This window comes from Stenotrophomonas sp. YJH_SMC_33, assembly GCF_059372295.1.
On the sequence record NZ_JCAFVJ010000018.1, the window covers coordinates 42,936 to 50,820 of the forward strand.

At 66.4% G+C, this 7,885-nt stretch carries 6 protein-coding genes; 5 read left to right on the top strand and 1 reads right to left on the bottom strand.

The window, feature by feature from the left end; all coding sequences use genetic code 11:
* The first annotated feature begins 329 nt into the window (after positions 1 to 329).
* From AC5P9W_RS18905 to AC5P9W_RS18925, 5 genes are all read left to right on the top strand, one after another.
* Positions 330 to 2,579: a methyl-accepting chemotaxis protein gene (locus AC5P9W_RS18905; RefSeq protein WP_111099181.1), complete on the top strand. Its 2,250-nt coding sequence runs from the start codon at positions 330 to 332 to the stop codon at positions 2,577 to 2,579.
* A 158-nt stretch (positions 2,580 to 2,737) separates the two neighbouring features.
* A complete protein-coding gene (locus tag AC5P9W_RS18910; protein ID WP_021202160.1) occupies positions 2,738 to 3,511 on the top strand; it encodes a flagellar brake protein in 774 nt (257 codons plus the stop codon).
* A gap of 194 nt (positions 3,512 to 3,705) precedes the next feature.
* A complete protein-coding gene (locus AC5P9W_RS18915; protein ID WP_019659583.1) occupies positions 3,706 to 4,197 on the top strand; it encodes a chemotaxis protein CheW in 492 nt (163 codons plus the stop codon).
* 136 nt (positions 4,198 to 4,333) lie between these two features.
* Positions 4,334 to 4,717 (top strand): hypothetical protein, encoded by a 384-nt coding sequence (locus tag AC5P9W_RS18920; protein WP_021202161.1) that lies wholly within the window; start codon positions 4,334 to 4,336, stop codon positions 4,715 to 4,717.
* A gap of 101 nt (positions 4,718 to 4,818) precedes the next feature.
* Positions 4,819 to 7,197, top strand: a complete 2,379-nt coding sequence (locus AC5P9W_RS18925; protein WP_495219398.1) for a methyl-accepting chemotaxis protein — start codon at positions 4,819 to 4,821, stop codon at positions 7,195 to 7,197.
* Positions 7,198 to 7,774: 577 nt separating this feature from the next.
* Here the strand turns inward: AC5P9W_RS18925 and AC5P9W_RS18930 are convergent.
* The coding region (locus AC5P9W_RS18930) for an IS3 family transposase (RefSeq protein ID WP_288042072.1) at positions 7,775 to 7,885 on the bottom strand (111 nt) is incomplete at its 5' end.

The following is a 7,885-nucleotide window of genomic DNA, read 5'->3' on the forward strand; positions in this document are numbered from 1 at the left end:
TTCGGTCTGCCAGGGGGGGTCAGATTCCCTTCCGCAGGAACGGAATCTGACTGCGGGACGGCACCCCGAAACCAAATCGTGAACTCCGTCGGCACGCTAGTTGCTGTCGCAACCACTTCATCCAATCGAAAACCGCGTCGCTGCAACGCTTCCATGCTGCCCTCCCTACGCATCCGAATGTGATCTGCGTCCATAAAGTCCATCGAGACTGCGCCGCTATTTCGCATTGACGGCCGTCACCGAACCCCACCGGGAACCACCGTTCGCTCTGCAACCACCCCCAAACCGGCGCACAGACGCCGGCACTCTGCCCACCTGGAGCACCCTGCATGAAGTGGTTCCAAGATCTGCCCATCGCCCGCAAGCTGGCTGTGGGGTTCACCCTCACCACGTTGATGACCCTGATCCTCGGCGCGTTCGCCCTGCTGCGACTGAGCGAAGCCAACGCGCAGCTACGCGACATGGCTGGCAACGATATCCCCTCGGTCCAGCACCTGGGCGAGGCGCGCTCGCAGCTCGGGGAGTTCCGCACCTACGAACTGGCCCAGCTGAGCATGCTCGACCAGCCGGAAAAGGTGGCCGACTACAACAAGCGCATGGACGACACCGCCAAGGCCGTACATGACGAACTGGCGGCGTACGCGGCGCTGCCGGCGCTGGACAAGGAGCGTGAACTGTATCGCGCAGCCAGCGCGCAACTGGATCGCTACTTCGCCGCCAACAAGGCGATGCGCGACGCCGTGACCGCCGGTGACGGCGTCCTGGCGCGGCAGATCTCCGACGAGCAGTCACGCCCGGCGCGCCGCGACCTGTTCGCTGCGATGAAGGCACTGGGCGCCCATATCGCCGGGCAGATGGACGGCAAGATCGCCGACGCCAACGCCACCCATCGCAACAGCATGATCGCCATCATCGGCTGCATCATCCTGCTGTCGCTGGTGGCCGCCGCGCTGGCCATCGTCATCTCGCGCGCGGTCACCGGCCCGCTGGGCAAGGCCGTGCATGCCATCCAAGCGGTCGCCCGCGGCGATCTCAGCGTCAGCACCCAGGCCACCAGCAGGGACGAAGCCGGCAGGATGCTTACGGCCACGGCCGAAATGACCGCAATGCTGCGCCGTTTCAGCGAGCAGACGCAGCTGATGGCACAGATGCATGCCGGCCCGGACATCAGCCACCGTATTCCGGAAGACTTCCCGGGTGTCTACGGCCAGCTGGCCAGCGGCATCAACACGGTGATCTTCGAACACCTCGATGCGATCGTCGATGCCATTGAAGTGCTCAACCAGTACGCCATCGGCAACCTTGCTCCGGACGCCCGCCGCCTGCCAGGCAGCCGCGCGATCCTGCACGAATCGATGGACGCCGCCAAGGCCAGCCTGCTGGCCATCAATACGCAGATCCAGCATCTGGCCTCGGCCGCCGCTGCGGGCGACTTCAGCCAGCGCGGTGACGCGCAGCGCTTCGATCACGATTTCCGCGTGATGATCGAGCAGCTCAACAGCATGATGCAGGTCGCCGACGGCAACCTCGGCCAGCTCTCGCAGCTGCTGCAGTCGATCGCCGCCGGCGACCTGACCGCACGCATGGACGGCCAGTTCAACGGCGTGTTCGCGCGCATGCGTGACGACGCCAACACCACCGTCGCACAGCTGACCCAGATCGTCAGCCAGATCCAGGCCAGTGCCTCCAGCATCACCCTCGCCGCTGGCGAGATCGCGTCCGGCAACAGCGACCTGTCGCGCCGTACCGAGCAGCAGGCCGCCAACCTGGAGGAAACCGCCGCCTCGATGGAGGAACTGACCTCCACCGTGCGCCAGAACGCCGAACACGCCCGCCAGGCCAACCAGCTCGCCATCGGCGCCCATGGCGTCGCCTCGCAGGGCGGTGAGGTGGTCGGCCAGGTGGTTACCACCATGTCGGCCATCGAAGCCTCGTCGAAGAAAATCGCCGAGATCATCAGCGTCATCGACGGCATCGCGTTCCAGACCAACATCCTGGCACTGAACGCCGCGGTGGAAGCCGCCCGTGCCGGCGAACAGGGCCGTGGCTTCGCCGTGGTTGCCAGCGAAGTGCGTACCCTCGCCCAGCGCTCGGCCGCCGCCGCCAAGGAAATCAAGGGCCTGATCGACGACTCGGTGGGCAAGGTCGCCGAAGGCTCCAGCCTGGTGCACCAGGCCGGCAGCACGATGGGCGAGATCGTCGCCTCGGTGCAGCGCGTGACCGACATCATGGCCGAGATCTCCGCCGCATCGCAGGAACAGAGCGCCGGCATCGAGCAGGTCAACCAGACCGTGGTGCAGATGGACGAAACCACCCAGCAGAACGCTGCGCTGGTGGAGGAAGCCACCGCCGCCGCGCGTGCAATGGAAGACCAGGCCGTGCAGCTGGGCGAAGCCGTGGCCCGCTTCCGGCTGGCATCGCAGGGCACGACGGCCATTCCGGCGCGTCCGCTGGCGGCGCCGGTACCGCGCCAGGTCGCAGCTGCCGCACCGGCCGTGAAGGCGGCCCCGGCACGTACGCTGCGCACCGGGACAGCCCAGTCGGCGCTGGCTGCAGACGGCGACTGGCAGGAGTTCTGATGTCGCCAGGGTCGGACCCTTCTCCCTCGGGAGAGGGGTCTGGCCCCTTACGCATGGAAAGTGATGCAAATCCCACTTCATAATCCGGTGCAGAGGCCGATATCCCCATCGAGCCTCGCGCCAACGCGTGCTGGCGCCCGCCCCTGACCGTAGATTCCATGTCCGACGGCAACGACACTGCAGTGCATGATGTCCACGCGGCTGATGCCGCCGACGAACGTTTCCTGGTCCGCAACCCGCGCCAGTTGCGCCAGCTGCTGCGCTCGCTGATCGACCAGCGATCACTGATCAATGCCCATATCGACGGCCGCGACCGGTCGTTCCCGACCGCACTGCTCGAACTCGAAGAGGATGAAGACTACCTGCTGCTCGATGGCAGCCTGCAGGAGGCTTCCAACCGCGCCGCCGAACAGGCCGACCATCTGCTGTGCTTCGCCCAGCTCGAGCGTGTCCTCGTGCGGTTCCGCCTGCACGCGCTGGAGCGCGTGGACAACGATGGGCACGTTGCCTTCCGCGCCCCCCTTCCGGACGAACTGGTGCATCTGCAACGCCGTGAGATGTACCGGCTGGAAACCCCCGTCACTGATTCGCCCCAACTGCGGATCCCCGCCGGCGAGAGCCGCGCCGACGCCCTGTCGATGCGGGTGGTGGACATCAGTGGCGGCGGCCTGGCGGTCGCCGTGCCAACCGATTGCGCAGTGTTCAGCCTGCAGAAGCGCTACCCGGCGGTGCTGTCGTTGCCCGACGGCCCGGACCTGGAGATCGGGCTGGTTGTCTGCAACCTGTTGCCGCAGCGCCAACCCAACGGGATCGAGATCAAGCGGGTGGGCATGCGCTTTGACACCCTTCCGCGCGGCGCCGACAGCGCCATCCAGCGCTACATCTTCCGCATCGACCGCCAGCGCAAGGCACGCCGCAACGGCGAGCTGTAGGGCGCGTTCAACGGGTAGTGCCGGGCGCTGGCCGGCAACCCGCATATTGCCGTTGCCGGCCAGCGGCCGGCACTACCGATCCTCGGCAGACCCACGCCGTGCGCGGATGCCTCCGAGCCGGCGCCTAAAGTCCCCCCCGGAGGGGCCGATATCGAGCCTGACACCGGGACTTCCGGCAGAACCAGGACCCCTCGATGAACGACAAGACCAACTCCGCCGCCAGCGCCGGTGGCGAATTCCTCAGCTTCACCCTTGGTGACGAGCACTACGGCGTGGACATCCTCAAGGTGCAGGAAATCCGCGGCTACGACGCCGTCACCCGGGTGCCGGATGCACCGGACTACATCAAGGGCGTGATCAACCTGCGCGGCACCATCGTGCCGGTCATCGACCTGCGCCTGAAGCTGCGCCTGGACAATGCCCGCTACGACGCCTTCACCGTGATGATCGTGCTGAACGTCGAAGACCGCGTGGTCGGCATCGTGGTCGACAGCGTCTCGGACGTCATCCCGCTGTCGGCCGAGCAGATCCGTCCGACCCCGGAATTCGGCGCTGCCGTCGACACCCGCTTCATCTCCGGCATCGGCACCCACGACGACCGCATGCTGATCCTGCTGGACATCGAGACCCTGCTCGACAGCGCCGACATGGGGCAGAACGCCCTTGCCGAAGACGCTGCTGCCTGACCGAGCGGACCTGCTTCACGTTCCGGTTACAAAACCCTTCAGTTCTCCCCGGCAGTGCCGATAGGGGGACAGAAGCCGGTCGCGCAGGAGCGCGCAGAACCGGAACGACCATCACCATCCCCGGAGATATACCTCGATGAAGTCCCTGCTTGCGTTCGTTTCGGCCGCTGTCCTGGCCACCACCGCTTCCTCCGCGTTCGCCCAGTCGGCCGACATGATCCCGCCGGAACTGGCACCGCGCTCGGTCGGCAAGGACGGCATGGTCTGCGGCAAGGTCGAAAAGGCCCGCTACGCAGAAGGTTCCGAAGGCCAGCCGACCTTCCTTTACATGGGCGGCGCCTTCCCGCGCCACACCTTCTCGGCCCGCATCGCCGGCGAGAACCGCAGCAAGTTCTCCTTCCCGCTGGAAACCCTGGAAGGCAAGACCGTCTGCGTGATCGGCAAGATCCAGCGTGACGCCTCGCGCGCGGAAATCGAAGTCAGCTCGCCCGCTGGCCTGAAGCTGGCCAACATCAAGTAATCCGCTGTCCGTCGGACCACGCCGGTGCTGGTGCCGGCGTGGTTTCTGCTGCAACCGGGCCCGATGCCCGGGCGCGTCTGCCTTAGGAGCTCGCAACGCCCATGCCGTGGATCAACAACCTGAAACTGATGCCGAAGCTGCTGCTGACTTTCGGCGTCCTCCTGCTGGTGATGCTGTTGCAGGGCATCGTCGCCTATCGCGGCCTGCATTCGCTGAACAACGTCACCACCGAGCTGGCCGGTTCACGCATGGAGAGCATCCGCCTCGCCGGCGAGATGCGCGGCATGCTGGGCGAATACCGCAATGCCGCCTACCAGCAACTGATCCGGGCCAGCGACGACGTCAAGTCCGATGCACGCAAGCAGGGCGTCGAGCTGCGCGCGAGCATGGACAAGTCGATCAAGGAGTACCCGAAGCTGGTCGACAACGCGCAGCAGAAGAAGCTGTTCGACACCTTCGCCAAGGAGTGGAAGGACGCCCTGGCCTCCTATGACAGTGTCACCGAGATGCTGGAGCTGGACCTGCCGGACGATGCCATCGATACCTTCGTCGGCGAAACCCGCACCAAGCACCGCAACGCCGCCTCGGCACTGGAAGCGCTGATCGCCGAAGACAACCGCCTGGCCCGCGCCTCGCGCGAACAGGCCGCGTCCACCTATTCCGCCTCGGCCGTGCTGACCGTGATCGCCCTGCTGGGTGGCGCCGCGCTCGTCCTGGTGCTGGTCTGGCTGTTCGCCCGCGCACTGGTCGGCAGCGTGCGCGGCGCCGTCTCGGTCGCCAACGACGTGGCCGGCGGCAAGCTCGATGGCCACATCGACGTCAGCCGCCAGGACGAGGTAGGCGAACTGATGCAGGCCATGCAGCGCATGCAGCGCGACCTGCGCGAACGCATCGAGACCGACCAGGCGGTCGCCCGCGAGAACCTGCGCATCCGCACCGCGCTGGATTACAGCTCCACCGGCGTGTACCTGACTGATACCAGCAACACCATCGTTTACACCAATCGCGCCCTGCAGCAGACCCTGAGCCAGTACCAGGACGACGTCCGCCGCGACCTGCCGGACTTCGATGCCCAGGCCTCGCTGATCGGCAAGCCGGTCACCGTGCTTGAGCACCGTGGCGAAATGGACCAGACCCTGCTGGGCAACCTGAAGGCGCACGGTGTCGCCCGCCGCCCGATGCAGTATGGCGACGCCCAGTTTGCCCAGGTCGTCTCGACCATCCGCAATGAGGACGGTGACACTGTCGGCTACGTGGTGGAATGGCGCGACCGTACCCAGGAAGCACAGGTTGAAGCGGAAGTGGCCCGCGTGATCGCCCAGGCCGCCGCCGGCGACCTGTCCGGCCGCATTGACGCCACCGACAAGGAAGGCTTCTTCCTGCAGCTGGCCCAGCAGATCAACGGCCTGCTGGACGCCAACGCCGGCAGCATCGAACAGATCTCCGGCCTGCTCGCCGCACTGTCGCAGGGTGACCTGACCGTGCGCATGCATGGCGACTACCAGGGTGTGTTCGCCCGTATGCGCGACGATGCCAACGCCACGGCCGCGCAGCTGAGCGAGATCGTCACCCGCATCAAGCAGTCCAGCCGCGCGATCAGCTCGGCCGCCGGCGAGATCGCCTCGGGCAACAGCGATCTGTCGCGCCGTACCGAACAGCAGGCCGCCAACCTGGAGGAAACCGCAGCCTCGATGGAGGAACTGACCTCCACCGTGCGCCAGAACGCCGAACACGCCCGCCAGGCCAACCAGCTCGCCATCGGCGCCCATGGCGTCGCCTCGCAGGGCGGTGAGGTGGTGGGCCAGGTGGTGACCACCATGTCGGCCATCGAAGCCTCGTCGAAGAAAATCGCCGAGATCATCAGCGTCATCGACGGCATCGCGTTCCAGACCAACATCCTGGCACTGAACGCTGCGGTGGAAGCCGCCCGTGCCGGCGAACAGGGCCGTGGCTTCGCCGTGGTTGCCAGCGAAGTGCGTACCCTCGCCCAGCGCTCGGCCGCCGCCGCCAAGGAAATCAAGGGCCTGATCGACGACTCGGTCGGCAAGGTCAACGACGGTTCGGCGCTGGTGCACAAGGCTGGAGCCACCATGGGCGAGATCGTCGCCTCGGTGCAGCGCGTGACCGACATCATGGCCGAGATCTCCGCCGCATCGCAGGAACAGAGCGCCGGCATCGAGCAGGTCAACCAGACCGTGGTGCAGATGGACGAAACCACGCAGCAGAATGCTGCTCTGGTGGAGGAAGCCACCGCCGCCGCCCGTGCCATGGAAGAACAGGCCGGCCACCTCAGCGAGGCCGTGTCGATCTTCGTGGTCGACGAAACCGATACCGTGGCTGTCCCCGCGCGCGCCGCCGCCCCGGCCCCGCGTGCTGCCGCACCGGCGGCACCGGCTCCGGCCGCCCCGCCCGCCCGCCGCAGCGCGGGTGGTCGCCCGATGGCCACGGAACTGGCCGACGGGGACTGGCAGGAATTCTGATGCCTGCCTGACCTGAGGTACGAGAACGCCCTGGCCCTGTGCTGGGGCGTTTTCGTTTACGGGGTATCCGGATATCCAGCCAACGGCGAAGCCCCTCGGGGTGGTCGGTCGAAGCGCTGGGTTACTGAGGGTTGGCCGAGAGGGTGGGCTGCGCAGGGGACGCCGTGAATACGTCCTTGTAGGCTCGGTCGCCGCTTGCTCGTGTGCGCTGTCCTGCGCACACGGCAAGACCGGGGTTGGGCGTCCTGCCCAACCCGCCCGAGGCATGCCTCGGGCCCATGCGGCTCACGCCCCTGCGCAGCCCACCCTCCCGGCCACGGAAAATTTCCGTGCGCGTCCACCCCGGATTGAAGAAAGAAAAGCAAAAAACAAAAGCCAGGTCACTTCCGGGGTCAGATCCGTTTTCCTGCGGAAAACGGATCTGACCCCTCTTTCCACTTGGAAACCCAACGCTCTTGCCGTCCGACGCAGGGATATCGAATGGGCCGGGCCAGGGTGGGTTGGCGGGGGTGTCCGCGGCATGGATGCCGCGGCCAAGCCCCCAGGGATGAAGTGACCCCCGAGACTTGGACAGGGGTCAGGCGGCCGATTGGGCCTGTTGGGCCTGCTCCCGGTACTGTACCGGGCTCAGGCCCTTCAATTTCAATTTGATGCGCTCCTGGTTGTAGTACTGGATGTATTCCACCAG